This is a genomic window from Xanthomonas sp. LMG 12460, assembly GCF_009192895.1.
Taxonomy (GTDB): domain Bacteria; phylum Pseudomonadota; class Gammaproteobacteria; order Xanthomonadales; family Xanthomonadaceae; genus Xanthomonas_A; species Xanthomonas_A sontii.
Genome location: NZ_NKUH01000070.1, coordinates 33,119 through 59,334 on the forward strand (window position 1 = coordinate 33,119; position 26,216 = coordinate 59,334).

21 protein-coding genes and 2 pseudogenes are annotated in these 26,216 nt (G+C 69.0%); 1 reads left to right on the top strand and 22 read right to left on the bottom strand.

Translation table 11 applies throughout. The annotated features are described in order from the left end of the window. Nucleotides 1-51 precede the first annotated feature (51 nt). Nucleotides 52-1,368: a polyhydroxyalkanoate depolymerase gene (phaZ, locus tag CEK66_RS14385; protein ID WP_226978616.1), complete on the bottom strand. Its 1,317-nt coding sequence runs from the start codon at nucleotides 1,366-1,368 to the stop codon at nucleotides 52-54. A gap of 81 nt (nucleotides 1,369-1,449) precedes the next feature. Further along, nucleotides 1,450-2,037, bottom strand: a pseudogene (locus tag CEK66_RS20660) (class I SAM-dependent methyltransferase); the annotation flags it as partial. An 81-nt stretch (nucleotides 2,038-2,118) separates the two neighbouring features. Between CEK66_RS20660 and CEK66_RS14390 the strand changes: the two are divergent. Continuing rightward, nucleotides 2,119-2,574, top strand: a complete 456-nt coding sequence (locus CEK66_RS14390) for a CopD family protein (protein WP_152237370.1) — start codon at nucleotides 2,119-2,121, stop codon at nucleotides 2,572-2,574. 80 nt (nucleotides 2,575-2,654) lie between these two features. Here CEK66_RS14390 and CEK66_RS14395 read toward each other — a convergent pair whose 3' ends face one another. The 20 genes and pseudogenes from CEK66_RS14395 to CEK66_RS20385 all read right to left on the bottom strand — a co-directional run. Further along, nucleotides 2,655-3,413 (bottom strand): tetratricopeptide repeat protein, encoded by a 759-nt coding sequence (locus CEK66_RS14395; protein WP_017908799.1) that lies wholly within the window; start codon nucleotides 3,411-3,413, stop codon nucleotides 2,655-2,657. A gap of 24 nt (nucleotides 3,414-3,437) precedes the next feature. Continuing rightward, nucleotides 3,438-4,397: an acetyl-CoA carboxylase carboxyltransferase subunit alpha gene (locus tag CEK66_RS14400; protein ID WP_152237371.1), complete on the bottom strand. Its 960-nt coding sequence runs from the start codon at nucleotides 4,395-4,397 to the stop codon at nucleotides 3,438-3,440. A 115-nt stretch (nucleotides 4,398-4,512) separates the two neighbouring features. Continuing rightward, nucleotides 4,513-5,382 (bottom strand): hypothetical protein, encoded by an 870-nt coding sequence (locus CEK66_RS14405; protein WP_152237372.1) that lies wholly within the window; start codon nucleotides 5,380-5,382, stop codon nucleotides 4,513-4,515. Nucleotides 5,383-5,437: 55 nt separating this feature from the next. Then, a complete protein-coding gene (dnaE, locus tag CEK66_RS14410) occupies nucleotides 5,438-9,028 on the bottom strand; it encodes a DNA polymerase III subunit alpha (RefSeq protein ID WP_152237373.1) in 3,591 nt (1,196 codons plus the stop codon). A gap of 195 nt (nucleotides 9,029-9,223) precedes the next feature. Next, nucleotides 9,224-9,916 carry a ribonuclease HII gene (locus CEK66_RS14415; RefSeq protein ID WP_193312663.1) on the bottom strand — a complete coding sequence of 231 codons (693 nt, stop codon included), beginning with the start codon at nucleotides 9,914-9,916 and terminating at the stop codon, nucleotides 9,224-9,226. Further along, entirely contained in the window at nucleotides 9,913-11,196 is a 1,284-nt protein-coding gene (gene lpxB / locus CEK66_RS14420) for a lipid-A-disaccharide synthase (RefSeq protein WP_193312664.1), read from the bottom strand. The genes CEK66_RS14415 and lpxB overlap by 4 nt, the downstream gene beginning before the upstream one ends. 23 nt (nucleotides 11,197-11,219) lie before the next feature. Then, on the bottom strand, nucleotides 11,220-12,011 hold the full coding sequence (gene lpxA, locus CEK66_RS14425; protein WP_152237374.1) for an acyl-ACP--UDP-N-acetylglucosamine O-acyltransferase: 792 nt from the start codon (nucleotides 12,009-12,011) through the stop codon (nucleotides 11,220-11,222). A 19-nt stretch (nucleotides 12,012-12,030) separates the two neighbouring features. After that, entirely contained in the window at nucleotides 12,031-12,501 is a 471-nt protein-coding gene (gene fabZ / locus CEK66_RS14430; RefSeq protein ID WP_010344048.1) for a 3-hydroxyacyl-ACP dehydratase FabZ, read from the bottom strand. Continuing rightward, nucleotides 12,498-13,520: a UDP-3-O-(3-hydroxymyristoyl)glucosamine N-acyltransferase gene (gene lpxD, locus CEK66_RS14435; RefSeq protein ID WP_152237375.1), complete on the bottom strand. Its 1,023-nt coding sequence runs from the start codon at nucleotides 13,518-13,520 to the stop codon at nucleotides 12,498-12,500. The genes fabZ and lpxD overlap by 4 nt, the downstream gene beginning before the upstream one ends. Before the next feature lie 353 nt (nucleotides 13,521-13,873). Further along, a complete protein-coding gene (gene bamA, locus CEK66_RS14440; RefSeq protein ID WP_152237376.1) occupies nucleotides 13,874-16,294 on the bottom strand; it encodes an outer membrane protein assembly factor BamA in 2,421 nt (806 codons plus the stop codon). Nucleotides 16,295-16,374: 80 nt separating this feature from the next. Further along, nucleotides 16,375-17,733, bottom strand: a complete 1,359-nt coding sequence (gene rseP / locus CEK66_RS14445) for an RIP metalloprotease RseP (protein WP_017914566.1) — start codon at nucleotides 17,731-17,733, stop codon at nucleotides 16,375-16,377. A gap of 26 nt (nucleotides 17,734-17,759) precedes the next feature. Next, nucleotides 17,760-18,965, bottom strand: a complete 1,206-nt coding sequence (locus CEK66_RS14450) for a 1-deoxy-D-xylulose-5-phosphate reductoisomerase (RefSeq protein WP_152237377.1) — start codon at nucleotides 18,963-18,965, stop codon at nucleotides 17,760-17,762. Between the two features lie 4 nt (nucleotides 18,966-18,969). Then, the gene (locus CEK66_RS14455) at nucleotides 18,970-19,794 is read right to left on the bottom strand and encodes a phosphatidate cytidylyltransferase (RefSeq protein ID WP_017911571.1); all 825 of its coding nucleotides are present in this window, start codon (nucleotides 19,792-19,794) and stop codon (nucleotides 18,970-18,972) included. Then, nucleotides 19,791-20,531, bottom strand: coding sequence for a polyprenyl diphosphate synthase (gene uppS, locus CEK66_RS14460; RefSeq protein ID WP_152237378.1), 741 nt, complete (start codon nucleotides 20,529-20,531; stop codon nucleotides 19,791-19,793). Before uppS ends, CEK66_RS14455 begins: the two co-directional genes overlap by 4 nt. A 38-nt stretch (nucleotides 20,532-20,569) precedes the next feature. After that, nucleotides 20,570-21,127 carry a ribosome recycling factor gene (gene frr, locus CEK66_RS14465; RefSeq protein ID WP_152237379.1) on the bottom strand — a complete coding sequence of 186 codons (558 nt, stop codon included), beginning with the start codon at nucleotides 21,125-21,127 and terminating at the stop codon, nucleotides 20,570-20,572. A gap of 203 nt (nucleotides 21,128-21,330) precedes the next feature. After that, nucleotides 21,331-22,053 (bottom strand): UMP kinase, encoded by a 723-nt coding sequence (gene pyrH / locus CEK66_RS14470; protein WP_010344040.1) that lies wholly within the window; start codon nucleotides 22,051-22,053, stop codon nucleotides 21,331-21,333. An 81-nt stretch (nucleotides 22,054-22,134) separates the two neighbouring features. Next, nucleotides 22,135-23,631: a GGDEF domain-containing protein gene (locus CEK66_RS14475; RefSeq protein ID WP_152237380.1), complete on the bottom strand. Its 1,497-nt coding sequence runs from the start codon at nucleotides 23,629-23,631 to the stop codon at nucleotides 22,135-22,137. Nucleotides 23,632-23,750: 119 nt separating this feature from the next. Further along, nucleotides 23,751-24,629 (bottom strand): translation elongation factor Ts, encoded by an 879-nt coding sequence (tsf, locus tag CEK66_RS14480; protein WP_017908840.1) that lies wholly within the window; start codon nucleotides 24,627-24,629, stop codon nucleotides 23,751-23,753. A 151-nt stretch (nucleotides 24,630-24,780) separates the two neighbouring features. Further along, entirely contained in the window at nucleotides 24,781-25,578 is a 798-nt protein-coding gene (gene rpsB, locus CEK66_RS14485; protein WP_017908839.1) for a 30S ribosomal protein S2, read from the bottom strand. 275 nt (nucleotides 25,579-25,853) lie between these two features. Continuing rightward, nucleotides 25,854-26,216 (bottom strand): annotated as a pseudogene (locus CEK66_RS20385) (molecular chaperone); the annotation flags it as partial.

The following is a 26,216-nucleotide window of genomic DNA, read 5'->3' on the forward strand; positions in this document are numbered from 1 at the left end:
TGTCCTGATGCACGATCGCCCGCGGCGTGGTCGCCACGGGCGAGATGCCGCTCAGCCGGCCTTGCGGCTGCCGCGACGCTTGAGCGGGGTGACGTTGCCGGCCGCCGGCGCGCGGCTGGCGCCGGCGTTGGCGTTGGCGGCGATGAAGCTGCGCACCTGCGGATACACGATGTCGCGCCAGCGACGGCCGCTGAAGATGCCGTAATGGCCGGCGCCTTGCACTTCCAGGTGCTGGCGGCGCGCGGCGGGAATGCCGGTGCACAGGTCCTGCGCGGCGGCGGTCTGGCCCAGGCCGGAGATGTCGTCCAGTTCGCCTTCGATGCTGAGCAGCGCGGTGTCGCGGATCGCGGCCGGGTCGACGCGTTCGCCGTCGATCACCCATTCGCCGCGCGGCAGCAGGAATTCCTGGAACACCACGCGGATGGTGTCCAGGTAGTAGGTGGCCGGCATGTCCAGCACCGCGTTGTACTCGTCGTAGAAGCGGCGGTGCGCCTCGGCGTCCTGCAGGTCGCCCTTGACCAGGTTGGCGTAGAAATCCCAGTGCGACATGAAGTGCCGGCTCGGGTTCATCGCCAGGAAGCCGATGTGCTGCAGGAAGCCCGGGTAGACGGCGCGGCCGTGGCCGGGGTAGGCCGGCGGCACGGTATGGATGACGTTGTGCTCGAACCAGGACAGCGGATTGCGCGTGGCCAGGTTGTTGACTTCGGTGGGGCTGCGGCGCGCATCGATCGGGCCACCCATCATCACCAGCGAGCGCGGCGTGGTCTCGCCGCGCCCGGCCATCAGCGACACCGCGGCCAGCACCGGCACGGTCGGCTGGCACACGCTCATCACGTGCAGCGATTCGGCGCCGATGTGGCGGATGAAGTCCTGCACGTAGCGCACGTAGTCGTCCAGGCCGAAGTCGCCTTCGGACTGCGGCACCATGCGCGCGTCGATCCAGTCGGTGACGTAGACCTTGTGGTCGCGCAGCAGGGTGCGCACGGTGTCGCGCAGCAGCGTGGCGTGGTGGCCGGACAGCGGCGCCACCACCAGCACGGCCGGCTGCTTCTTGAGTCCGTCCACGACCTTGGCGTCGTCGCTGAAGCGCTTGAAGCGCAGCAGGCGGCAGAACGGCTTGCGCAGCACTTCCTGCTCGACGATCGGCAGGGCGTGGCCGTCGACTTCGACATGGTCCAGCGCCCAGGCCGGCTTCTCGTAGTCCTTGCCGAGGCGGTGCATCAACTCGTTGCTCGCGGCCAGGCGCTCGGCGCCGGGCAGCGTCGACCACAGGCTGTTGGGGTCGGAGAAGATCTTGGCGTTGGCTTCGGCCTGGTGCACCCAGGGGGCGAGCAGGTTACGGGTCAGTTCGTGCCACTGGTAGAGCATGCCGGTGTTTCCATCCTGAGCGTATGCTGCCGTGCAGCATAACGCATCCGCGCGGTTTGCACCGTAATGGGGCACCAGACCAATCGTCTCCAGCGCCGCCGCATCCCCCGCCAGCGCTGGCGCCAGCCAGCAATGACTGCCCACCGGGCGCAGCCCGAGCGCACCGAACTGGCGCCGGTACCAGCGCGCCGCGCGGGGCTGGAAGCCGGCGTGGTCGCCGTCGAAGTCGTCCTCGGCGGCGAAGGTCTCCAGGAACGCCACCCCGCCGCACAGCTCCACCAGGCCGGGCAGGCCCTGGCGCAGTTCGCGGCTGGGCACGTAGTGCAGCACGTCCGAGCACACCAGCAGGTCCACCGGCGCGCACGGCCGCAGCCAGGCGAAATCGCCGAAGCGCGCCGGGTGCAGGTTGCGGTGGCGGCCGTAGCGGGCGACCGCGTAGTCGCTGCTGTCGAAGCCGAGGTAGCGCAGTTTCGGCCGCAGCTTCAGCAGCGGCGCGCGCCAGGCGCCTTCGCCGCAGCCGATGTCGAGCACGCTGCGGATCGGCCGTTCCAGGTAGTACTCGGCCTGGGCTACGGCGAGCGCGACCTTGCGCGCCAGGCGTGCGGCATCGCCGATGCCGTCGCGGCGATACCAGCGTTGGAAGTAGTCGGCGTCGTACTGTTTGTCCATGCGGGCGTGTGATCCGTGCGGGCGCCGGACGAATCGGCGAAAATGGCCGCACATCCTACGCCAGCGACACGGAGCCAGCGCATGCAACTCTACCTGTGGATCAAGTCCCTGCATCTGCTGTTCGTGATCGCATGGATGGCGGCGGTGTTCTACCTGCCGCGGATCCTGGTCAACGTCGCCGAGAGTGAGGGCCAGCCGCAGGTGCAGGAGCGCCTGGCGCTGATGGGGCGGCGCCTGTACCGCTTCGGCCACAGCATGTTCGGCCTGGCGCTGCTGCTGGGGCTGACCCTGTGGCTGGGCTACAAGGTGCTGCCGGACTTCCCGACCATGGTCGCGCCCGGCCACAGCGGCTGGCTGCACGCCAAGCTCGGCCTGGTGGCGCTGATGCTGGCCTACTACATCTTCACCGGCCGCTGGCTCAAGCGCGTCGGCCAGGCCGGCGCGCTGCCGTCCTCGCGCGCGCTGCGCCTGTTCAACGAGGTGCCGGTGCTGGCGCTGCTGGTGGTGATCTGGTTGGTGCTGGCGAAGCCGTTTTGAGCGGGGATTTGGGATTTGGGATTTAGGATTGGGGATTCGAAAGTCCCCGTTTCCGACCCTTTCCGGGTTTGCGCCAGCAGCTAGGCGTTGCGGCTGTCGAGTTGCTTCAGTTCGCTGCGGGCCAGGTCGATCCACTGGCGTTGGTCGCGCTGGTAGTAGCGCGGGGCCAGGCTGGAGCGCTTCAGTACTTCGTTGAACACTTCTCCGGCGCGCTGGGGCTGGCCCGCGCGCTGAAGCAGTTGCGCGTAGCGCACGCGCGCTTCTTCGCCGGGGTAGTCGTCGGCGAGCGCGGCGTATTCCTCCAGCGCCGCGTCGGTCTGGCCCAGCGCCTCGGTGGCGCGCGCGTAGAGCAGGTGGCCGTCTTGCGAGCGGAACTGCGGGTTGGCGGCGATCAGCCGGTCCAGCGTGGCTTTCACCGCGGCCGGCTGGTCCAGGCCGAACTGCGCCTTGGCCAGTCCGAGCAGTAGTCCGGGGTCGTCGCGGTGGATGCCGCGCAAGCCGCTCTCGAACACCTCGGCCGCCTGCGCGTACTCGCCGTTATCCAGGTGCACCTCGGCCAGTTGCCGGCGGTTGTCCACGGTGTCGGCCAGTTCCAGGCGATTGCCGGCGGTGCGCTTGTCGCGGTTCGGATCGAGCGTGGCGCCGACCTTGCGCAGATGGCGGCGCGCGCGCGGATCGTTGCGCCACTCCGGCAGCAGTTCGGCGATCACGTAGATCAGGATCCCCAGATACGAAAAGATCAGCAGAATGAAGATCCAATACAGCGGGCGGCCGCTGCGCACCACGTGCACGCAGCAGGCCAACTGCAAGGCCAGCGACAGCAGGACGATGGGATTCATGGGCAACGCTTCCTTGTGTCGCGATCAGGCCGCTTCGTACGCCCCGTAGCTGCGCAGGCGCGCGTAGCGCTTCTCCAGCAACTGCTCGATCGGCTGCTGTTCCAGGGCGTGCAGTTCGTTGAGCAGGACCGCCTTCAGGCGCTTGGCCATCTGCGTGGGGTTGCGGTGGGCGCCGCCGATCGGTTCGCGGATCACCTTGTCGACCAGGCCCAGTGCGGACAGACGCTTGGCGGTCAGGCCGAGTTGCTCGGCGGCGTCCTTGGCCTTGGAGGCGTCCTTCCACAGGATCGAGGCGCAGCCTTCCGGCGAGATCACCGAATAGGTGCCGTATTCCAGCATCAGGGTGCGGTCGCCGACGCCGATCGCCAGTGCGCCGCCGGAGCCGCCTTCGCCGATCACGGTGCAGATCACCGGCACCTTCAGCTCGGCCATCTCCAGCAGGTTGCGCGCGATCGCTTCGCTCTGGCCGCGCTCCTCGGCGCCGATGCCGGGGTAGGCGCCGGGGGTGTCGATGAAGGTCAGCAGCGGCAGCTTGAAGCGCTCGGCCAGCTTCATCAGGCGCAGCGCCTTGCGATAGCCCTCCGGGCGCGGCATGCCGAAATTGCGCGCGATCTTGCTCTTGGTGTCGCGGCCCTTCTGGTGGCCGATGATCACCACCGCGCGGCCATCGATGCGGCCGAGGCCGCCGACGATGGCCTTGTCGTCCGCGAACGCGCGGTCGCCGGCCAGTTCCTGGAACTCGTCGCAGAACACGTTGATGTAATCCAGCGTGTACGGGCGCTGCGGATGCCGCGCCAACTGCGAGATCTGCCACGAGGACAGGTCGCGGAAGATCTGCGCGGTGCGCACCCGCAGCTTGTCTTCCAGCGCACCCACCTCGGCGTCGACGTTGACCGCCGGGCCGGTGCTGGCGTTGCGCAGTTCCTGGATCTTGGCTTCCAGATCGGCGATGGGTTGCTCGAAGTCGAGGTAGTTCGGGTTCATTGGAAGCCGTTGGATGGATCAAAGGTGGGGAAGCTTAGCCGAATGTACGGCAACTGCCCGTACGCTCCGGTGTGGAAAGGCCGGCGGGGCGCGGCTGGCCGGGGGCGGCGGCGGTTCAGGGAACGACCAGCGCACTGCGCCCGGTCAGCTCGCCGAAGGCGTGCACGAAGGTGTTGCAGGCCTCGTTGGCCGAGGGCGGCAGCGAGGCGCCCAGCGTCGCGGTGGCGGTGGTGAACGCCATCTGCGCCTGGAAGGCTTCCTTGCGCAGGGCACGCTGCGCGTCGGCGCCGGTCGCGCGCAGGTGGCGCGCGTAGAGCGCGCGCAGCGGGCCGGCATGGGCCTCGTAGGCCGGGTCCAGCGGCGGCAACGTCGCCGGGGCCTTCTCCAGCGCGAAGCGCGGCGTCACGTAACGGCCCGGCCGCGCGCGCTCGAACGCGCCGGGCTGGCCCATGCCGGTCTCGACGTAGGCGATGAAGTCCGGCGCAGTGAAGATCTTGCGGTCGATCTTGCCGCCGCTGGCATCGACATGCGCGACGACCTGCTCGTCCGGGAACGGCTCGCGCACGCCGAAGGTCCAGTCCTTGTCGATGAACAGGTCGTGGGTCTGTTTGAAGGGGCCTTCGAAGGTGACGCCGTTCAGTTCGATCCGCGCGTTGATCGAACCGAAGTTCTTCGCCTTGTCCGGGCCGGTGAGGTAGATCGCGTTCGCGGTCACGTACTCGCTCAGGGTCGGATTGATCAGTCCGCCCCTGGTATCGGCGTAGACGATGAAGCGCACATCGCCCAGGCGTTCGCTGCGCAGGTGGTGCTCGCCGGCCGCCAACGTCACCGGCTGCGCCTGCTGTGCCGGCACCTGCAGGGTCTTGCCGTCGAGCGTGATCGACAGCGGCGCGGCGGTGGGGTTGTCGATCTGGAAGTCGACCTTGGACGAGGAACACGCCGCCAGCGCGAGCGCGGCAGCGAACGGGAACAGCACGGTCTTCATCGCGGCATCCTTCCTTCGGTCATGCGCAACGGGCGCGCCGCGCTGCGCGCCAGGCTCAGTTCGCCCATGGCGGGTTGTATTTGACCTTCACCGCGCGCACCGCTGGGTCGCCACGCAGGGCGTCAAGCAGTTGCGGGTCCACGCGCACCGAATGGCTGCCGTTGAGGTCGAGCATGCCGGCGATGCCGCCCTGCGCCGACTGCAGCAGCAGATCCAGGCGCAACGGCGTCTTGCCGGGACGGTGGCGGGCGAGCAGGCCGTCGATGCGCGGCCAGGCGCTGCGCTGGCGCAGGTCCAGGCGCAGCGACAGGCGCTGCGCGTGGTGCGTGCAGATCTGTTCGTAGTCCCAGCACTGGCGGATGCGCATCGCATAACCGCCGTTGAATTCGTCCTCGCGCACACCGCCTTTGACGATGAGGATGCGGTCGCGGGTCAGCAGGTGGCCGAACTCGGCGATGGCGTCGGAAAACGCGCTGCACTCGATGCGGCCGCGGCCGTCCTCCAGTTGCACGAACACCTGGCTGTCGCCCTTGCGGCGCACGCCGACCACCTGGCCGGCGAGGATCGCGCTGACCTCCGGGCGCCACGCGCGCTTCTCGCCGTCGCCGCCGCCACCGCGGCCGCCGCCGGATTGCGCGCAGATCTTTTCCAGCGCGCTCAGGTCGCAGCCGACCAGCTCGCGCACTTCGTCGCGGTACGGATCGAACGGATGGCCGCTGAGGTAGAAGCCCAGCGTCTCGCGCTCGCCGGCCAGCAACTGGCCCAGCGGCCATTCCTTGCTTTCCGGCAGGTCCAGGCGCAGCGCCGGGGCGCTGGTGTCGGCGCCGCCGAACAGCGAGTTCTGCCCGGAGGCGCGCTCGCGCGCCATCTGCTCGGTGGCCTTCATCACCTCCGGCAGCTGCAGCATCAGCGTGGCGCGGTTGGCGCCGAGTCCGTCCATCGCGCCGGCGTTGATCATCGCCTCGAGGGTGCGCTTGTTGAGCTTGGCCGATTCCACGCGGGTGCAGAAATCCAGCAGCGAGGCGTACTCGCCGCCGCGCTCGCGCTCGGCCACGATCGCCTCGCAGGCGCCGCGGCCCACGCCCTTGATCGCGCCCAGGCCGTACTGGATGGTGTCCGGCGTGGCCGCCTCGAACATGTACGCCGAGGCGTTGATGCGCGGCGGCAGCACGGTCAGGCCGAGGTTGCGCACCTCGTCGAGGAAGCCGACCACCTTGTCGGTGTTGTCCATGTCCGAGGACAGCGTGGCCGCCATGAACTCGGCCGGGTAGTGGCGTTTCAGCCACGCGGTCTGGTAGCTGACCAGCGCGTAGGCGGCGGCGTGCGACTTGTTGAAGCCGTAGCCGGCGAACTTCTCCATCAGGTCGAAGATTTCGTCGGCCTTGGCCTCGCCGACGCCGCCCTTGGCCGCGCCCTCGCGGAAGATCTCGCGGTGCTTGGCCATTTCCGCCGGCACCTTCTTGCCCATCGCGCGGCGTAGCAGGTCGGCGCCGCCCAGCGAGTAGCCGCCGACGATCTGCGCCATCTGCATCACCTGCTCCTGGTACACCATGATGCCGTAGGTGTCCTTCAGGATCGCTTCGGTGCGCGGATCGGGATAGACGATCTCCTCCTGCCCGTGCTTGCGCGCGTTGAACGAGGGGATCAGGTCCATCGGGCCGGGGCGGTACAGCGAGACCAGCGCGATCAGGTCCTCGAAGCGGTCGGGGCGTGCGTCCTTCAGCAGCCGGCGCATGCCCGAGGATTCGAACTGGAACACCGCACCGGTGTTGCCCGAGGCGAAGATGCCCTTGTAGGTCGGCGCGTCGTCGAGCGGGATCGCGGCGATCTCCACCGGCGGGATGCCGGCGCGCGCGTGGCGCACGTTGATCGCCTTCACCGCCCAGTCGATGATGGTCAGGGTGCGCAGGCCGAGGAAGTCGAACTTGACCAGGCCGACCTGCTCGACATCGTCCTTGTCGAACTGGGTGACCGGGTTCTTGCCGAAATTGTCGACGTCGTGTTCGGCGAACAGCGGGCAGAAGTCGGACAGCGGCGTCGGCGCGATCACCACGCCGCCGGCGTGCTTGCCGGCGTTGCGGGTGAGGTCCTCGAGCTGCCGCGCCAGGTCCATCAGGTCGCGGACGTCGTCCTCGGCCTGGTAGCGCTGGATCAGCTCCGGCGAGGCCATCTCGCTGTCCTTGCCTTCGCCCATCGCATCCTTCAGCGTGATGCCGAGGATGTTGGGGATCAGCTTGGCGACGCCGTCGACCAGGCCGTACGGGAAGCCGAGCACGCGGCCGCAGTCGCGCACCACCGCCTTGGCCGCCATGGTGCCGTAGGTGATGATCTGGCTGACCCGGTCGCGGCCGTACTTGCGCGCCACGTAGTCGATCACCTCGTCGCGGCGATCCATGCAGAAGTCGATGTCGAAGTCGGGCATCGACACGCGTTCCGGGTTGAGGAAGCGCTCGAACAGCAGGTTGTACGGCAGCGGATCCAGGTCGGTGATCTGCAGCGCCCACGCCACCAGCGAGCCGGCACCGGAACCGCGGCCCGGGCCGATCGGGATGCCCTGGTTCTTGCCCCACTGGATGAAGTCGGCCACGATCAGGAAGTAGCCGGGGAAACCCATCTTGATGATGGTGTCCAGCTCGAACTCGAGCCGGTCCACGTAGTCCTGGCGGGTCTTGCCGGGCGCCAGCGGGTTCTTCTCCAGGCGCGCGGCCAGGCCGTCGCGCGACTGGCTGCGGATCCAGCTGTCCAGCGTCTCGTCGTCGGGCACCGGATAGGCGGGCAGGAAGTAGGTGCCCAGCTGCATCTCGATGTTGCAGCGTTGCGCCAGCGCCAGGGTGTTGTCGATCGCGTCGGGGATGTCGGCGAACAGCGCGGCCATTTCCTCGGCCGACTTCAGGTACTGCTGGTCGCTGTAGTCGCGCGGTCGCTTGGGATCGTCGAGCACGCGTCCGGAGGAGATGCACACGCGCGCCTCGTGCGCGGCGAAGTCGCTGGCGTACAGGAAGCGCACGTCGTTGCTGGCGATCACCGGCAGGCCGCGGGTGCCGGCGGCGTGCAGGGCGAACTGGTTGAACGCCTCCTCGCCGTCGCGGCCGGTGCGGGTCAGTTCCAGGTGCAGGCCGTCGCCGAAGATGCGCTGCCAGTCGGCCAGTTGCTGCTCGGCCAGGTCGTGGCGGCCTTCGCTGGCCAGGCGCCCGGCCAGGCTCTCGCGGCCGGCCAGCGCGAACAGGTTGTCGCTGCCGGTCTGCAGCCATTCCGGGCGCAGCGCCACGCCGCCTTCGCTGCGGTGGCCTTCCAGCCAGGCGCGGGTCAGCAGCCGCGACAGGCTCAGGTAACCGTCGCGATCGCGGCACAGCACGGTCAGCCGCCACGGCGCCTGGGTGCCGTCGGCGATCAGCAGGTCGGCGCCGGCGATCGGCTTGATGCCCACGCCCTCGGCGGCCTTGTAGAACTTGACCAGCGCGAACAGGTTGTTGAGGTCGGTGACCGCCAGCGCGGGCAGGTCCAGCTCCACCGCGCGGCTGAGCAGGTTGGCCTGCTTGGCTTTCTTCGGGTCAGCCTGATCCGGTTTCTCGGGCACACGGATGGTCGAATCCGCCAGCGAGAACTCGGTGTGGATGTGCAGATGGGCGAAGCGGGAAGTGGACATGCGGAACCAGAGCGATGCCCGGGCAGGGTAGCGGCGGGGGGCGAGCCGGGCAAGGCTTGACAGGTGGAAGAGCCGGGACCGGGGACCCGGGGCCCGGGACCCGGAAAAGCAAAAGCCAGGACTGCCGTCCGCGCACGTGCTTGGGAGCATCGCGTGATCGGCGTGGACACCGGTAAGTGGCGTCGAATTCGGAGCCTATGCGACCAGTTGCCGTTCCGGGTCCCGGGTCCCGGGCTCCGGGTCCCGGCTTTTCAGGGCCATCCGCACCGGCGCGAAACTGCGCCGGTGGTGGATGCAGGGGCCGTGCGCGGCCAGTGCCGCCAGGTGCGCCGGGGTGGCGTAGCCCTTGTGCAGGTCGAAGCCGTAGTGCGGGTGTTCGTCGTGCAGGCGCTGCATGATCCGGTCGCGGGTGACCTTGGCGACGATCGAGGCGGCCATGATCGCGCGGTCGCGGGCATCGCCGCCGACCAGCGCCTCGGCGGCGCAGGGCAGACCCTTGGGCACGCGGTTGCCGTCGATGCGGGCGAAGCCGGCCACGTGGGCCACGCCCTCGACCGCGCGGCGCATGCCCAGCATGGTCGCCTGGTAGATGTTCAGCCGGTCGATCTCCTCGGCCTCGATCAGCACCACCTGCCAGGCCAGCGCGCGCTCGACGATGCGCGCATACAGCGTCTCGCGCCGCGCCGCGGTCAGCTGCTTGGAATCGTCCAGCCCGTTGATGCGGGTGCGCGCCGGATCGAACACCACCGCCGCCACCGCCACCGGCCCGGCCAGGGGGCCGCGGCCGGCTTCGTCGACGCCGGCGTAGAGCCGGGAATCGGGAGTGGGGAATGGGGAATGGGACAAAAGCGACTGCTGCGGCGACGGCGGGGGAAGGGAGCGCTTCATGCCGTTGCTCCTGTCGATTCCCGATTCCCGATTCCCGATTCCCGGCCCTCCAGCAATTCGAGCACCGCATCGGCCGCGCGCGCCGAGGCGTCCTGGCGCAGCAGCAGGTGCAGGCGTTCGTACTCGGGCTGCAGCGCCGCCACCGCCTGCGGGTTGCGCAGCCAGTGCAGCAGCGCGGCGGCCAGGGCGTCGGGGGTGCAGGCGTCCTGCATCAGTTCCGGCGCCAGGTCGTGGCCGGCGAGGATGTTGGGCAGGGCGTAGCGGTCGACCTTCAGCAGGCCCAGCGCCTTGACGATGCGGTAGGTGAGCGGGGCGACCTTGTAGCCGACCACCATCGGCCGCTTCACCAGCATGGCTTCCAGGGTCGCGGTGCCGGAGGCCAGCAGCACCGCATCGGCGGCGAGCAGCGCGGTGCGGGCGTGGCCGTCCAGCACCCGGGTGGCGGCCGCCGGCAAGGCCGAGCGCGCGAGTTGTTCTTCGATCAGCGCCTTGCACGCGGCATTGGCGGCCGGCACCAGCACGCGCGCGTCCGGAAGCTGCTGCAGCACCTGCGCGGCGGCGGCGAAGAAGGTGTCGCCGAGCTTGCCGATCTCGCCCAGGCGGCTGCCCGGCAACACCGCCAGCACCGGCACGTCGGCGGCCACGCCCAGGGACGCACGCGCCGCGCCGCGGTCTTCGTGCAGCGCGATCGCATCGGCCATGGGGTGGCCGACAAAGCGCGCGTCCACGCCGTGCTTGGCGTAGATCGGCGGCTCCATCGGGAACAGGCACAGCACCCGGTCGGCGCTGGCGCCGATCTTGGCCGCGCGCTGCTCGCGCCAGGCCCATACCGATGGACTGACGTAATGCACGGTGCGCAGCCCGCGCTGCTTCAGCCAGCGCTCCACGCCCAGGTTGAAGTCGGGGGCATCGATGCCGACGAACACGTCCGGGCGCCAGGCCAGCAGCCGCTCGCGCAGCGCGCGGCGCAGCTTCAGCAGGCGCGGCAGGTGCCGCAGCACTTCCAGCAGACCCATCACTGCCAGCTCGCTGGCGTCGAACCAGGTCTGGCACCCGGCCTGGCGCATCGCCTCGCCCCCGACCCCGGCGAACTCCGCGTCGGGATAGCGCGCGCGCAACGCCTCGATCAGCCCCGCACCCAGCAGGTCGCCGGAGGCTTCGCCGGCGACCAGGGCGATGCGCAGCTTCGCTGCGCGGTGAGTGGGGAATGGGGAATGGGGAATGGTTGAAGCAACAGCGGAGCCGGGGCCGGGCGGGCGAACGCTCTTCCCATTTCCCATTCCCGATTCCCCATTCCCGGCATTCATCGCAACAACGGCCGCTCGCTGGATTCGATGAATTCCAGCATCGCGCGCACGTCCTCGCTGCCTTCGGCCAGCACCGCCAACTGGTGCTTGGCCTCGGCCAGCGGCAGGCCGGCCACGTACAGCGCGCGGTACGCACGCTTGATCGCGGCCACGCGCTCGGGATCGAAGCCGCGGCGCTTCAGGCCTTCGCTGTTGATGCCGCGCGGGCGGCCCAGGGAATTGCCGCCGACCATGGTGAACGGCGGCACGTCGCCGTTGATCAGCGCGCCCATGCCGAGGAAGGCGTGATCGCCGATGCGGCAGAACTGGTGCGCGCCGGCGAAGCCGCTGATGATCACGTGGTCGCCCACTTCCACGTGCCCGGCCAGGGTGGTGTTGTTGGAGAACACGCAATGGTTGCCGACGATGCAGTCGTGGGCGACGTGGGTGTAGGCGAGGAACCAGTTGTCGCTACCCACGCGGGTGATGCCGCCGCCGCTGCCGGTGCCGCGGCTGACGGTGACGAACTCGCGGATCACGTTGCGGTCGCCGATCACCAGTTCGGTGCGTTCGCCGGCGAACTTCTTGTCCTGCGGGTCGCCGCCGAGCGCGACGTGGCCGACCAGGCGGTTGTCGCGGCCGAGCCGGGTCGGGCCGACGATGCTGCAATGCGAGCCGATCTCGCAGCCTTCGCCGATCTCCACCTCGGCGCCGATCACGGTGAAGGCGCCGACGCGCACGTTGGCGGCGAGTTTCGCGCCGGGATCGATGATCGCGGAGGGGTGAATCAGGGGAGCGTTGGCGCTCATCGCAGGTCTCCTGCCAGGGTCATTCGCGGGTGCCGGCGCACAGCACTTCGGCGCAGGCCACGACCTTGCCGTTGACCTTGGCCTCGCCGTAGTACACCGCCATGTTGCGGATCACCCGCTTGATTTCCACGTGCAGCTCCAGCACGTCGCCGGGCACCACCTGGCTGTTGAAGCGGGCGTTGTCGACCTTGACCATGTAGAACAGCTTGGACTGCGCGTCGCGGCCCATCGCCAGCTGGGTCAGGATGCCGCCGGCCTGCGCCAGCGCCTCGATGATCAGCACGCCGGGCATGATCGGCTGGCCCGGGAAATGGCCCTGGAAATACGGCTCGTTGATGCTGACGTTCTTGTGCGCGACGATCCGGCGGTTCTCGAAATCCAGCGAGACCACCTTGTCCACCAGCAGGAACGGGTAGCGGTGCGGGAGCAGTGCGCGGATCTGGTTGATGTCCGGCAGGGTGGCGTCCGGCAGGGGCTGATCGTGGCTCATTCCTTCTCCTTGCTGACAGACAGGATGCGACGGGCCAGGGCATCGAGCTGTTTGAAGCGCGCGGCGTTCTTGCGCCACGTGCGGTTGTCGGTCAATGGGGTGCCGGACGAGTACTCGCCCGGCTCGTGGATGGAGTTGCGCACGACCGACTTGCCGGTGACCACGACCTTGTCGCAGATCTCCAGGTGGCCGACCACGCCGACCGCGCCGCCGAGCATCACGTAGCGGCCGATCTTGGCGCTGCCGGCGATGCCGGTGCAGCCGGCGATGGCGCTGTGCGCGCCGATGTGCACGTTGTGCGCGACCTGCACCAGGTTGTCCAGGCGCACGTCTTCTTCGAGGGTGGTGTCTTCCAGCGCGCCGCGGTCCACGCAGGTGTTGGCGCCGATCTCGCAATCGTCGCCGATGCGGACGCCGCCGAGCTGCGGCACCTTGATCCAGCGGCCGGCGTCCATCGCCAGGCCGAAGCCGTCGGCGCCGAGCACCGCACCGGGATGCACGCGCACGCGCTTGCCCAGACGCACCCGGGTCACCAGGGTGACGCGGGCGATCAGTTCGCTGCCTGCGCCGACCTGGCAGTCCTCGCCGATCACGCAGCCGGGGCCGATCACGCAGCCCTCGCCGACCACGCTGCGCGCGCCGATGCTGACGAACGCGCCGATGTGCGCGCTGGCCGCGACCTGCGCGCTGGGATCGATGCTGGCGCTGGGATGGATGCCGGGCGGTCGCAGCGGGGCCACGTCGAACAGCGCGGCGATCTTGGCGAAGGCGACGTACGGATCGCGCGCGATCAGTGCGGTCCCCGGCGCCGCCTCGGCGTCGTCGGCACGCAGCACCACGATCGCCGCAGTGCTGTCGGCCAGTTGCGCACGATAGCGGGGATTGGCCAGGAAGCTGAGCTGTCCCGGGCCGGCCTGCGCCAGCGTGGCCACGCCGCGCACCGCGACGCTGCCGTCGCCATGCACCTGCAGGCCGAAACGCTCGGCGATCTCGTCAGCGGTATAGGTCGAAGTATTCACCGGGAGATTCTACCGTGTGCCACCAGCACGGTCATACGTACGCCCGCGTAGGGCGTGGGACCCGCTCGCGTACACCAAGCCGAATAGGCTCGATCACCTGCAAGTCACGATCGACCGACTCGAGCAAAGCCCCCTTTGGTAAAGGGGGCGCGCCGAAGGCGGGGGGATTCGGAAGGCGATGAGCCGGGGCCCGCGATTCGCAGTGCGAATCGTGGGGCGTCAGCGCGAATGCGGTGACGCGCTCGGGGCGCGCCGACAGGCGCGGGGATTAGGCAAGCCAAGCCCCAGCAGGTTTTCGCGCAGCGAAAACCTGGCTGCCAGGGCGCAGCCCTGGCAGCGGGTGGGCAGTTCTTTTAGAACTGCCCACCAAAGGTGAACTGCAGGCGCTCGATCTCGTCGTTGTCTTCCTTCTTCAACGGAATCGCATAGCTGATCGAGATCGGGCCGACCGGGGCCCGCCACAGCAGGGCGATACCGGTGGAGGCGCGCAACTGGTTGGACTTGAAGTTGTCCACGCCATTGAACACGTTGCCGACGTCCACGAACGCCGAAATGCGCGCCGACGGGCTGTCGAACAGCTTCGGGAAGTACATTTCCGCCGAGCCCACGGTCTTGAACGAGCCGCCCAGCGGCTGGCCGCGTCGGTACGAGGCGGTGGCCTCCGAGCGCGGGCCGAGGGTGTTGTCCTCGAAGCCGCGGACCGAGTTGGTGCCGCCGGCGTAGAAGTTCTCGTAGAACGGCAGGCCCGAGGCGGTGACGCTGCGGATCAGGTTGGAGCCGTTGCAGGCCTGCGGGTTGTAGGTCGTCGTGCCTTGCGCATCGCTGGTGTAGGTGCCGCAGATGTCGCGCGACACGTCGCTGCCGTAGCTGTCGCCGTAGCCGAACTCCGCGCGGGTGTTGAGCACCAGCGCCGGCGAGATCGGCCAGTACTTGGAGATCTGGTAGTTGAGCTTCCAGTACTCGACGGTGGAACCGGGCAGGGTGGCTTCCAGGCCCACACGCTGGTACATGCCGCGGGTGGGCATGAAGTAGTCGTTGCGGGTGTCGCGCGCCCAGCCGAGCTCGCTGCGCCAGGCGTGGAAGGTCTTGGTCCCGATCGCGTCGATGTAGTTGATGATCGCCTGCGGGGTGAAGCCCGGATAGGTGGTGATCTGGTTGCTGTCCACGCCGAACATCAGCGAGACGCTGTCGGTCTCGGTGATCGGCACGCCGAAGATCACCTGCGCCGCGCCGTTGGTGCTGTTGTACTGCGCGGTGCCGAAGTCGGAGTAGTCCAGCTTGCGCCAGGACAGGTTGTAGCCCAGCGACACGCCGTCGTCGGTGAAGAACGGGTTGGTGTAGGAGAACGCGTAGCGCTCCTGGTAGCTGCTGCGCGAGGCGTCCACCGCGACGCGGTTGCCGCCGCCGAGGAAGTTGTTCTGCGACAGCTGCACCGAGGTGGTGACGCCGTAGGTCTGCGAATAGCCCAGGCCGAAGGTGAAGCTGCCCGAGGTGGTCTCCTTGACGTTGTAGACCACGTCGACCTTGTCGTTGCTGCCCGGCACCGGCGGCGTTTCCACGTCCACCGACTCGAAATAGCCCAGGCGCTGCAGGCGGATCTTGGAGCGGTCGATCGCCGCCTGCGAGTACCAGGTGTCCTCGAACTGGCGCATTTCGCGGCGCAGCACTTCGTCGGAGGTGCGGGTGTTGCCGCGGAACACGATGCGCCGCACCGACACGCGCGGGCCCGGGGTCACCTGCAGGTTCACCGCCACCGTGCGCTTCTCGCGGTCGGTGGTCGGGATCGGGGTGACCTTGGCGAAGGCGTAGCCGATGTTGCTCAGGGTATTGGTGATGGCGTCGGAGCTGTATTCCAGCAGCGCGCGCGAGAAGGTGTCGCCGGCCTTGGGGATCACCAGCTTCTCGATCTCTTCCTGCGGCAGGATGGTGTCGCCGGTGACCTTGATGTCGGAGATCTTGTACTGCTCGCCTTCGGTGATGCCGGCGGTCAGGTACATGTCGCGCTTGTCGGGGCTGATCGCCACCTGGGTGGAGTCGACGCTGAAGTCGACGTAGCCGCGGTCCAGGTACCAGGAGTTGAGCTTCTCCAGGTCGCCGGACAGCTTTTCCTTGGAGTACTGGTCGTCGCGGCGGTACCAGGACAGCCAGTTGTGCTCGCGCGACTCCCAGTTCTCCAGGATGTCCTTGTTGAGGAATTTCTCTGTACCAATCAGGTTGACGTGGCGGATCTTGGCCGCCTTGCCTTCCTTGATCGCGATGGCCACGTCGACGCGGTTGCGGTCCATCGGGCTCACCGTCGGGGTGATCTCGACGTTGTACTTGCCGCGGTTATTGTACTGGCGGGTCAGCTCCTGGGTCACCCGGTCCAGGCTCAGCCGGTCGAAGGTGCCGCCTTCGCTGAGGCCGATGTCGGACAGGCCCTTGAGCAGTTCCTCGCTCTTGATGTCCTTGTTGCCGGTGACGGTCAGCTTGTTGATCGCCGGACGCTCCTTGACCGTGACCACCAGGATGTTGCCCTGGCGGTCGACGCGCACGTCCTCGAAGAAGCCGGTGCGGTACAGGGCACGGATCGCCTCGGCGACCTTGGCCTCGTCCACGGTGTCGCCGCGTTCCACCGGCAGGTAGGTGAACACGGTGCCGGACGAAATGCGTTGCAGCCCGTCGACGCGGATGTCGCTGGCGGTGAAGGGCTCCGCTACCTGGGCCAGGGCCGGCAGGCTGAGGCTGGCGGCGAGGGCGAGGGCAAGCAGGCGGCGAGTGGGAAATCTCGTCATGTCACGTCCGGTAGAGGTCGATATCGTTGTTGCATGGGCGCCGGCGCAAGACGACAGCGGGTCGAGTGGATCGGCGCGGGTCATCGCAGGGCCTGGCCGAAGAGGTCGTTGTAGAACGCCAACCCCATCAGTCCTGCCAGCAACGTCAGGCCCACGAATTGCCCCGCCGCCATGGCGCGCTCGCTCAGCGGGCTGCCCTTGACCAACTCGATAAGGTAATACAGCAAGTGCCCGCCGTCCAAGATCGGGATCGGCAGCAGGTTCATGATCGCCAGGCTCAGCGACAGCAGCGCCAGGAAATTCAGGAACCAGTCCGGGCCCTGCTTGGCCGAGACGTTGGCGACCTTGGCGATGGTGATCGGGCCGGACACGTTCTTCAGCGAGGCCTCGCCGGTCAGCATGCGGCGCAGGATGCCGAGCGTGTCGCCGGCCAGCCGGCCGGTCTCGCGGAAGGCGACCGGGATCGCCGCCAGCGGGCCGTAGCGCAGGGTGGCGTCGTAGGCCGGGCGGCGCTGCTCGCCGATGGCCACGCCCAGCGTCCAGCGCGGCGCGCCGGGGCCGGCGGCCTGCTTGAGATGGACGTCCAGGGCCAGGCGCTCGCCGTTGCGCTCGACCTCGATCAGGCCGTTGCCGCCGCCGCGGCCCAGGGCCTGCACCTGCGGCGCGACCTGGTCGGCGCTGGTGATCGGGGTGCCGTCCACCGCCAGCACGCGGTCGCCGGGGCGCAGCACGCCGTCGGCGGCCGAGCCGGCGGTGACGTTGGCGATGACCGCCGGCTGCAGGGTGAAGCGCCAGGTCAGGCCGGCCAGGGCCGGCACCTGCTGCTCGTCGAAGCCGACCGGCAGCTGCGACAGGCGCAGGGTCCGGGTATGGCTGGCGCCGTCCTGCGCGTCCTCGGTCTGCACCGGCACGTCCTCGCGGTCCATGGCGGCGACGGTCAGCTGCATGGCGGCCTCGCTCCAGGTGGCGACGTCGCGGTCGCCGACGCGGACGATGCGCTCGCCGGGCTGGAACCCGGCCTGCTGCGCCAGGCCCTCGGCGCGGCCGACGATGGGCGCGTAGTCCTGCTTGCCGATCACGAACATCGCCCAGAGGAACGCCACGCACAGGATCAGGTTGGCGATCGGGCCGGCGGCGACGATGGCGATGCGCTGCCACACGCTCTTGTTGTTGAAGGCCTGCGCACGCTCGGCCGGGGCCACCTCGCCCTCGCGTTCGTCGAGCATCTTCACGTAGCCGCCGAGCGGAATCGCGGCGATCGCGAACTCGGTGCCGTGGCGGTCGTAGCGCGACCACAGCGGCTTGCCGAAGCCCACCGAGAAGCGCAGCACCTTGACCCCGCAGCGGCGGGCGACCCAGAAATGGCCGAACTCGTGGAAGGTCACCAGGATGCCCAGGCTGACCAGCATCCACCAGATGGAGCCGACGACATTACCCATGCGCGTGGCTCATGGCGGCGTGGGGATCAAGCATGGGCGAAGTGGCGGGCAATGGCGAGTTCGGTGATCTTGCGCGAGTGCGCATCCGCCGCCAGCAACGCGTCCAGGGAATCGGCCGCGACCGCAGGCAGCTCGGTCAGGGCGTTCTCGACCAGCGCAGGAATCGATAGGAAACCGATCCGGCCCTGAAGAAAGGCTGAAACAGCCACTTCGTTGGCCGCGTTCAGGATCGCCGGGGCGCTGCCGCCGGCCTGCATCGCGCGCCAGGCCAGGCCCAGGCAGGGGAAAGCGTCCAGGTCCGGCGCCTCGAAATCCAGCCGGCCCTGCGTCAGCAGGTCCAGCCCGGCGACCCCGGAGGCGATGCGGTCCGGCCAGCCCAGGCCCACCGCCAGGGTGGTGCGCATGTCCGGCAGGCCCATCTGCGCCAGGGTCGAACCGTCGATGAACTCGACCAGCGAATGCACCAGGCTCTGCGGGTGCACCAGCACCTCGATGCGCTCGGGCGCCAGCGCGAACAGGTGGTGGGCCTCGATCACTTCCAGGCCCTTGTTCATCAACGTCGCCGAATCGACAGAGATCTTCGGCCCCATCGACCACTTCGGGTGCGCCACGGCCTGCGCCGGGGTCACCGTCTGCAGGCGCGCGCGGTCCCAGCCGCGGAACGGGCCGCCGGAGGCGGTCAGCAGCACCCGCCGCACCTCGGCGCCGGTCTGGCGCGAGCGCAGGCACTGGAAGATGGCGTTGTGCTCGCTGTCGATCGGGATGATCTCGGCGCCGGCCGCGGCCGCCGCGGCGGTGACCAGTTCGCCGGCCAGCACCAGCGCTTCCTTGTTGGCCAGCAGCAGGCGCTTGCCGGCGCGGGCCGCGGCCAGGGTCGAGGCCAGGCCGGCCGCGCCGACGATGGCGGCGACCACGCTGTCGCAGGCGTCGCTGGCCACCAGTTGGTCCAGTGCGGCGTCGCCGGCATGCGCCTGGGTCGACAGCCCGGCCGCGCGCAGGCCGTCGCGCAGCGCCGGGTACAGCGCCGGATCGGCGATCACCGCATGCGCGGGACGGTGCGTGGCGCACAGCGCCAGCAGCGCGTCGACGTTGCGCCCGGCGGCCAGCACGCCGGCGCGCAGGCGCTGCGGATGGCGCGCGATCACGTCCAGCGCCGAGGCGCCGATCGAGCCGGTGGCGCCGAGCACGGCGATGGTGCGGACCGCTGGGGTCTTGCTGCGTTGCGTGTTCACTGGCTCAGAACCCGAAGATGTCCTTGCCCAGTGCGAAGATCGGCAGCGCCGCCAGCACGCCGTCGATCCGGTCCAGCACGCCGCCGTGACCGGGAATCACGTTGCCCGAGTCCTTGGCGCCGACGTGGCGCTTGAGCAGGCTCTCGAACAGGTCGCCGACCACCGAGGCCAGCACGCTGACCGCGGCCACGATCAGCAGCCCGGGCAGGTGCGGCAGGGTCACCCCGGCCAGCCAGCCGAAACCGGCGGCCACGATCAGGCCGGCCAGCAGGCCGCCGACCAGGCCTTCCACGGTCTTGTTGGGGCTGATCCGCGGCGCCAGCTTGTGCTTGCCGAACTGGCGGCCGGCGAAATACGCGCCGGAATCGGCGGCCCACACCGTGGCCAGCGCGGTCAGCAGCCAGCGGTGGCCGTTGGGCTCGCTGGCGTGGATCAGGCCCAGGGCGGCCCAGGCGGGCACGATCGCCAGGGTGCCGGCGGCGAGCTTGAACACCCGCGCATAGGTGGCGTGGTCGGAGCCGAAGCGGTAGAAGCCCAGCCACAGCAAGGCCACGCACCACCAGCCGACGCCGATCAGGGTGGTCAGCTGGAACAGCACCAGCGAGCCGGCCGAGGCCCACACCAGCAGCACCATCAGCAGCAGGTTGAGCATCAGCAGGATGGTGCGCGGCAGGGTGTCGTCGACCTCGGCCAGCTTCAGCCATTCCCACAGGCCGATCAGGAAGATCAACGCGGCCAGCGCGACCAGCCACTGGGTCGGCAGCAGCAGGATGGCGCAGATGGCCAGCGGGGCCATGATCAGCGCGGCGATGACGCGGGTACGGGTCATGCGGAAACGTTCTCCGTCGCCGCTTCGGCGACCTGCGCGCTGGTGAGGCCGAAACGCCGCTCGCGGCGGGCGTAGTCGTCCAGGGCTTGTTGCAGCACCTCGGGGCCGAACTCGGGCCAGAGGGTCTCGGTGAACCACAGTTCGGTATAGGCCAGCTGCCACAGCAGGAAATTGCTGATGCGCAGGTCGCCGCCGGTACGGATGAACAGGTCCGGCGGCGGCAGCTCGGCCAGCGCCATGCGCGCCGACAGCGCCTCCTCGTCGATCTGCTCCGGGCGCAGGCGCCCGGCGGCGACGTCCTCGGCCAGCGCGCGCGCGGCCAGGGCGATGTCCTGGCGGCCGCCGTAGCTGGCGGCGATCGACAGGTGCAGGGCCTGGTTGTCGCGGGTGCGCGCCTCGGCCTGGGCCATGCGCTCGCACAGCGACGGCGCGAAGCGCGAGCGGTCGCCGATGAAGCGCACGCGCACGCCGCGCCGCTGCAATTCCTCGACCTCGCGGTCGAGCGCATGCAGGAACAGCTTCATCAGCGCGTCCACTTCCTCCTGCGGCCGTCCCCAGTTCTCGCTGGAGAAGGCGAACAGGGTCAGTGCGCCGATGCCGCGCTCCAGGCAGAAGTCGATGGTGCGATTGACCGCGCGGGCGCCGGCACGGTGGCCGATCACGCGCGGCCGGCGCCGGCGCTGCGCCCAGCGGCCGTTGCCATCCATGATGATGGCCAGGTGGCGGGGCAGGGACATGGGGACGGGGTCGGAAGGCATGGCCGGCAGGCGCAGGCTCAGACCGCCATCAGTTCCTGTTCCTTGCCCTTGACCACGTCGTCCACGTCCTTGATCGCCTTGTCGGTCAGCTTCTGGATGTCGTCCTCGCTGGCGCGGGCCTCGTCCTCGGTGACCTTCTTGTCCTTCAGCAGATCCTTGACCTGCTGGTTGGCGTCGCGGCGGATGTTGCGGATCGCGACCTTGGTGTCCTCGCCTTCGCCATGCACGACCTTCGACAGCTCGCGGCGGCGCTCCTCGGTGAGCGCGGGCAGGTTGAGGCGGATGGTGGTGCCGGCGGTGTTCGGGGTCAGGCCCAGGTCCGAGGCCAGGATCGCCTTCTCGACCGCGCCGACCATCTGCTTTTCCCACGGGGTGATGGTCAGCGAGCGGGCGTCGGCGACGGCCACGCTGGCGACCTGGCTCAGCGGCATCTCCGAGCCGTAGTAGTTGACCTTCAGGTGCTCGACCAGGGCGGTCGACGCGCGCCCGGTGCGCACCTTGATGAGCGTATGACGCAGCGCGTCGATGCTCTTGGCCATGCGGGTCTGTGCGTCTTGCTTGATTTCGTTGAGCATCGCCGGTGTCCGTGCTGAATCTGAATCGGACGATTATAGCCTGCCGGGAGTGGGGAATCGGGAATGGGGAATGGCAAGGGCGGATTCCGGCGCGCCCAACTGAACGCCAATGTGGCGGGGAATCGTGGCCAGCGCCAATGCTGCAGTGCGCAACGCTGTGGCGATTCCCGATTCCCGATTCCCGATTCCCGATTCCCGGCTTTTCAGCCCCGACCTTTGACCAACGTGCCGATCTCGGCGCCGCGCAGGATCTTCAGCAGTTCGCCGGGCTGGCCCATGTTGAAGATGCGCAGCGGCAGGTCGCTGTCGCGGGCCAGGGCGAAGGCGGCGGTGTCCATCACTTCCAGGTTGCGGGCGATGACTTCGTCGTAGGTCAGGCTGTCGAAGCGCACGGCGTCGGCGTGCTTCTTCGGATCCTTGTCGTACACGCCGTCGACCTTGGTCGCCTTCAGCAGCAGGTCGGCACCGATCTCGATCGCGCGCAGCGCGGCGCCGGAGTCGGTGGTGAAGAAGGGGTTGCCGGTGCCCGCGGCGAAGATCGCGATGCGGCCCTTTTCCAGGTGGCGGATCGCACGGCGGCGGATGAAGTCCTCGCACACGTCGTTGATCTTGATCGCGCTCATCACCCGCACCTTGGCGCCGAGCTTTTCCAGCGCGTCCTGCATCGCCAGCGCGTTGATGACGGTGGCGAGCATGCCCATGTGGTCGCCGGTGACCCGGTCCATGCCGTTGGCGGCCAGACCGGCGCCGCGGAAGATGTTGCCGCCGCCGATCACCAGCGCCACTTCCGCGCCGGCCTGCTGCGCCTCGATCACCTCATGGGCGAGGCGATTGATGATCTTCGGGTCGATGCCGTAGTCCCCGTCTCCCATCAGCGCTTCGCCGGACAGTTTCAACAGGATACGGCGATAGGCGAGCTGGGACATGGCGACCTCGTTGGGGGATGACGGGCAAACCACACGATTTTAGCCGATGCGCGCCAGCGCGTCTGTGCCGCCGGCGATGCTTCAGCGTTGCGCCTCGCCGGACGAACGCGCGGTGACGCGATTGCGGCCGCCGTGCTTGGCGCTGTACAGCATGTCGTCGGCCGCCTGCAGCAGTTCCTGCGCGCTGTTGAAACGCTCGCGGCCGCCCTGGGTGGCCACGCCCGCGGAGAAGCTGATGTGCAGCGGCCCCTGCTTGGTGTCGGCCATCGGCCGCTGCGCGATCTCGGCGAGGATGCGCCGCATCACGCCCAGCGCGGCCTCTTCGCCGGTGTTGGGCAACAGCACCAGGAATTCCTCGCCGCCGAAGCGCGCCACGGTGTCGCTGGCGCGCAGCATCGGCTGCAGGGTCTGCGCGAATGCGCGCAGGACCTGGTCGCCGACCAGGTGCCCGTGCGCGTCGTTGATCTTCTTGAAATCGTCCAGATCGATGAAGGCCACCGACAGCGGCCAGTCGTGGCGATTGGCCAGTTCGAACTGCTGCTTGAGCAAAGTGTCCAGCTGGTGCCGGTTGAACACGCCGGTGAGCGCGTCGCGGCTGGCCTGTTCGGCCAGGCGCCGTGCGTGCTGCTCGTACTCGTCGGCGCGCTGGCGCACGCGGTTGGCTTCCTGCACTTCGCGCAGGTTGCGTAGCACCATCAGTTCGCGGGCATGGCTGATGATCGCGTCGACCCGCTCCGGCTGCGCGATGCGCACATCGAAGATCGGGCTGACCGCCGGCAGCGCCTCGGCGATGTGGCCCACCACCTCGTCGAAACGGCGGCTGTCCAGTTGCAGGTCGCGATAGGCGCACTGCATGGCGTGGGTGCGCGCGGCTTCGGGATCGTCGCTGAGCCAGATGTCGGCGACGGCGCCGGACAGGCGCACGCAGATGTCGAAGGGTTCGGTCGCGGCGCCGGCAGTGCCGCCGCCGCCGATACTGCGCTGCAGGTACGCGGGCAGCTTCCATTTCTGCGCCAGCCAGGCGCCGACCTCGGCGCGGTCGGCGCCCAGGTGCTCGCGCTCCAGCGCGCTCAGCCGTTGCGGATCGCCAGCCGCCTCGTGCAGCAGGGCGGCGTACTGGTCGTGGCAGACGTGCAGCAGGGCCAGTGCGCCCATGTCCTGCAGCAGCCCGGCCAGCATCAGTTCCTCGTGCTTGCGCAGCCCCGCGGCCTGGCCGAGCAGGCGGCTGGCCAGTGCCGCCAGCACGCTGCGCCGCCACAGCCGTTCCTGTGGCTCGCCGCTGCCGCCGCGCAGGCTCTGCACCATCGAGAAGCCCAATGCCAGGCTCAGCGCGGCGTTGAGGCCGAGCATGGTCAGCGCCTGACCCAGGTTGTCGACGCGACGCCGGCTGGCGTACAGCGGGGAATTGGCGATGCGCAGCATGCGCGCGCTCAGTGCCATGTCCATGGCGATCGCATCGGCGGTCGCGGCCAGGTCCACGTCCGCGTCCTGCGCCAGTTCGATGATGCGCAAGGCAACGCCGGGGGGCGAGGGCAGGTCGCGGGAGTGACTCAGGATCGCTTCGAGTTCAGGATGCATGCACTTCCGATACGGCATGGAATGAGAGGTGGGGGAGCGGCCTGTCCCGGCCTGCGCAGCGTACACCCGTAAAAAAAAAGCCGCGACAATGCGCGGCTCTTTTCTTCCCGGGCGCGGGATCAGGCCAAGCCGGCCTGCTTCATCACTTCGGCGGCGTAGTCTTCCACCACCTTCTCGATGCCTTCGCCCACGGCCAGGCGCTGGAAGCCGACCACGTCGGCGCCGGCGGCCTTCACCGCCTGCTCCACGGTCTGGTCGGTGTTCAGCACGTAGGGCTGGCCGTACAGGGTGACCTCGTTGACGATCTTGGCGATCTTGCCGCTGATGATCTTCTCCAGGATGTCGGCCGGCTTGGCCTTGTCCTTCTCCGACATCTTGGCCAGCTCGATTTCCTTTTCCTTGGCCACGAACTCGGCCGGGACGTCGGAGGCCTTGACGTGCGGCGGGTTCATCGCCGCGATGTGCATGGCGATGCCGCGGGCCAGGTCGGCGTCGCCGCCCTTGACCTCGACCAGCACGCCGATGCGGCCGCCGTGCACGTAGGCGGCGACGTTGTTGGCGCTGTCGATGCGCACCAGGCGGCGCACCTGCACGTTCTCGCCGACCTTGGCGATGACCGCGGCACGGGCTTCCTCGACGGTCTCGCCGCTGGGCAGCTTGGCGCTCTTCAGCGCTTCGACGTCGGCGGCGCCGGAGGCCAGGGCGGCCTGGACGACGGCGTCGGTGAAGGCCAGGAAGTTGTTGTCCTTGGCGACGAAGTCGGTCTCGGAGTTGATTTCGACCAGGACCGCCTTGCCGCCGTCCTGCGCCATCGCGATGCGGCCTTCGGCGGCGACGCGGTCGGCCTTCTTGTCGGCCTTGGCCAGGCCCGACTTGCGCAGCCACTCGGCGGCGTTGTCGATGTTGCCGGCGTTCTCGGTGAGTGCCTTCTTGCACTCCATCATGCCGGCGCCGGTGCGCTCGCGCAGTTCCTTGACCAGGGAAGCAGTGATTTCCACGGGATGTCCTCACGAAAGGTGGGAAAAGGCCGGCTTGCGGCCGGCCGGTAGATCTGGGAAGCGGGCGCCGCAGGCGGCGCTCGCGAAGCCGGGCGCGCCGAACGCGCCGGGCGGCGGCTGCGCATGATCGCGCAGCCGCATGGCGCGCCGGTTACTCGGCGGCGGGAGCGGTCTCTTCGGCCTTCTTGCCGTTCTTGCGCGGGCCGCGGCCCTTGTCGTCGCCGCCCTCGGCGAACTCTTCCTCGCGCACGCTGGCGGCGTTCGGCGCAGCGGCCTTGCCTTCCAGCACGGCGTCGGCGGCGGCACGGGCGTACAGCTGCACGGCGCGGATGGCGTCGTCGTTGCCGGGGATGGCGTAGTCGACCAGGTCCGGGTTGTAGTTGGTGTCGACCACCGCGATCACCGGGATGCCGAGCTTCTTGGCTTCCTTGATGGCGATGTCTTCATGGCCGATGTCGATGACGAACAGGGCGTCCGGCAGACGGTTCATTTCCTTGATGCCGCCCAGCGAGGCTTCCAGCTTGTCGCGCTCGCGGCGCAGGGTCAGCACTTCGTGCTTGACCAGCTTGTCGAAGGTGCCGTCGGTTTCGGCCGCTTCCAGCTCCTTCAGACGCGCCACCGACTGCTTGACGGTGCGGAAGTTGGTCAGCGTGCCGCCCAGCCAGCGCTGGGTCATGAACGGCTGGCCGCAACGCTCGGCTTCTTCCTTCACCGCGTCGCGGGCGCTGCGCTTGGTGCCCAGGAACAGGATGGTGCCGCGCTTCTGCGCGACGCTGGAGATGAAGTTCATCGCGTCGTTGAACAGCGGAACCGTCTTCTCGAGGTTGATGATGTGGATCTTGCCGCGCGCGCCGAAGATGTACGGCGCCATCTTGGGGTTCCAGTAGCGGGTCTGGTGGCCGAAGTGGACGCCGGCTTCCAGCATCTGACGCATGGTGACCTGAGGCATTGCAGTGACTCCTGATGGGGAACCGGCCGTGCGCGGGCAGGAATGGGTGAAGCGCGCGCATGACGACGGCCTTGCGGGCCGCACGACGATTCCGGGGTTGGGCCTCCCTGCTGCCTCCGTGGCCGAACTCCTTGCGGAGCACCCCGGCACGGGCGATGGCGGCAGGTGTGAATTCGCCGGTGCGTCCGGCGTGGACGGTCCATCGGCCCATGACGGGCACGACGAAGCCGCGCACTATACCTGGCGGGGGCCGCTGGCGCAATGTGCCGGGCGGTTCACTCGGCGGGCAGCGCCTGCAGCGGCGCCTGGTCGTCGAGCCTGGCCGCGAAGTGGCCGCCGGGCGCGGTCGCGGCGGCCGGCAGCGGCCAGCGTTTGTAGGCGCCGGCCAGGACATAGCCGGAGAGACTGGGGAACAGGGGCAGGGTGCGGCCGTCGGCGCCGACGAAGCTCAGGTCGCTGAGCCGGGCGTGGGCGCTGCCGCGGTTGTGCACCACCAGCTCCGGCCCGCGCGCGCCGGCGTTCAGGTGGGCGCTGAGGCGCGGCGCGGCTGCCGGGTCCGCCGGGCTCAGGAACACCGGGGTCGAATAGCGCAGCAGCAAGGGTGGGGCCGGCGTGGCGGGCGCCGGTGCGGCCGGGTC